2 protein-coding genes are annotated in these 2,119 nt (G+C 64.4%); one reads left to right on the forward strand and one right to left on the reverse strand.

Annotation, left to right across the window (positions count from 1 at the left end; translation table 11 throughout):
* Positions 1 to 1,018, forward strand: a 1,018-nt coding sequence (locus tag WCB02_RS02785) for a hypothetical protein (protein WP_423956132.1), incomplete at its 5' end; no start/stop codon positions are given.
* 76 nt (positions 1,019 to 1,094) lie between these two features.
* On the opposite strand, the gene WCB02_RS02790 is transcribed toward WCB02_RS02785, so the two are convergent.
* The coding region (locus WCB02_RS02790; RefSeq protein WP_423956134.1) for a class I SAM-dependent methyltransferase at positions 1,095 to 2,119 on the reverse strand (1,025 nt) is incomplete at its 5' end.

A 2,119-nucleotide genomic window follows, 5' to 3' on the forward strand; every position in this document is an offset into this window, starting at 1 on the left:
GGCGCATATCCATCCGCATCCGCCCGCGGTCCGTGTTTTTGACGCCGGCGTCGGCGACGGTTCGGTGCTTACGCGGGTCATGCGCGCGATGCACGACCGCTTCCCGCACATGCCGTTCTACACGGTCGGCAAGGAAATCTCGCTCGAAGACGTCCGCCTGACGCTGCAGAAGATGTCGGACCGCTTCTTCGAACATCCGGCGACGGTTCTGGTGCTGACCAACCTTGCTTATGCCGACGCGCCGTGGCTGCACGTCAAATCGCTCAACGCGGCGTCGAGCCTGGTCTGGCATGAGCTGCCGTTGTTGGGCAACTCAGCGCACCGCTTCGAGCAGCAGATCATCGCCCTCGAGCCGTTCCTGGCGCAGAACTGGAAGGCCGGCGTCTCGGCGCGCACCGGCAATCCAATGTATGAGCGGCCGGTGGTGCTGGTGCTCTATCGCGAGGATCACCGCTTCCTGCTCAATCCGATCATCCCCAAGGCCGGCGGCACCCGCGCCGATTACGACCTCGTCATCGCCTCGCAGCCCTATCGCGCCCGCGCGCCGCTGGACTTCAAGGCCAAGCGCGTGATCGCGCCGCTGGCGCGTGCGCTCGGTCCCGGCGGGCGGCTGATCGCCATCCATTCGCACGGCCAAGATCCCGGCATGGAGATCATCCAAAAAGTCTGGCCGGACGACCATCCTTTTATTCACGACCGCCACGACATCCTCAAAGCGGTCAAGCACGAGCTTGGCCCGGCCGGCCGCGAGCTCAACTTCAACGCCTATGCCGATAACCGCTCGCTGTTCCGCTACGAGATGCATACGCTGCCCTCGGAAATATCGGAATCGATCGGCACCTCGACGCTGTTCGCGGCATGGAACGCGGCGATCTATGTGGCGCAGGTCGAGGACGACCGCGTCGCCAAGGCCGCCGCCGACGGCAGCTATATCGACGCCACCCGCTCGGTGCTGCGCGAGCGCGGCGGGCTGTGGTTCTTCGACGAGAGCTACGTGATTTCGCGGCGGCGGGCGTGAGGCGGCTTTCTTAAACTGGGCAACCGCATCCGCTCGAAGCAATACCGGATCTTTAGGTGCGCAAAGCGCATCTCGTTCACCCGGCGAGCTTATAAAACCCGACGTCGACACTGCCGGAGCGAAATCCGATCTCGCAATAAGCCAGATAATACTCCCACAAGCGCCGAAAGCGCGCATTGAAATCGAGCGCCTCGAGCTTCGGCCATGCCTGCAAGAAGCGCTTGCGCCACTCGCGCAGCGTCCGCGCGTAGCTGTCGCCGAACGATTCGTGAAACACGAGCTTGAGGCCGGCCCGAGCCGCTTCGCGCTCTATGATCGATTGGGTCGGCAGCATGCCGCCCGGAAAGATGTGGCGCTGGATGAAGTCCGGCCGCCTGCGATAAGCGTCGAAGCGCTCCTCGGCCACGGTGATGGCCTGGATCACGGCGATGCCGCCGATCTCAAGGCAGGCCCGCAGCTTGGCGAAGTAAACCGGCCAATAGCGCGCGCCGACCGCCTCGCTCATTTCGATCGAGGCGATCCGGTCGAAGCGGCCTTCGATGTCGCGATAGTCGAGAAATCTTAGCTCCGCCTGGCCGCGTTCGATCTCGGCGGCGAGCCGTGCCTCGGCATAGCCGAGCTGTTGCCGCGAGAGCGTGACACCCAGCACGTTGGCCCCGAAGCTGCGCAGCAGCCGTTCGGCGAGCGCGCCCCAGCCGCAGCCGATCTCCAACACTTTTTCGCCGCCGCGGAGCGCAAGCAGCTCCGCGATCCGGTCGAGCTTACGTTGCTGCGCCCTCTCCAGCGTTTCATCGCCGCGATAAAGCGCCGAGGAGTAATTCATACCGGCGTCGAGCCACGGCCGGAAGAAGTCGTTGCCGAGATCGTAATGCGCGGCGATGTTGCGGCGGCTGCCGCGACGCGTATTGGCGCGCAGTGCGTGGCCAACGCGATTAAATGCGAAGCTCAGCAGCCAGTTCTTGGTCTGCGGCGTCAGAGCCGTTTCGTTGCGCATGCCCAGATCGAGCACCGACGCGAGGTCCGGCGTCGTCCAGTCGTCGTCGATGTAGCCGGACGAGAAGCCGTCTTCGCCTTCGAGCAGGATGCGCCATACCGCGCGCC

The sequence above is a fragment of the Bradyrhizobium sp. genome, from assembly GCF_049581145.1.
Taxonomy (GTDB): Bacteria; Pseudomonadota; Alphaproteobacteria; order Rhizobiales; family Xanthobacteraceae; genus Bradyrhizobium.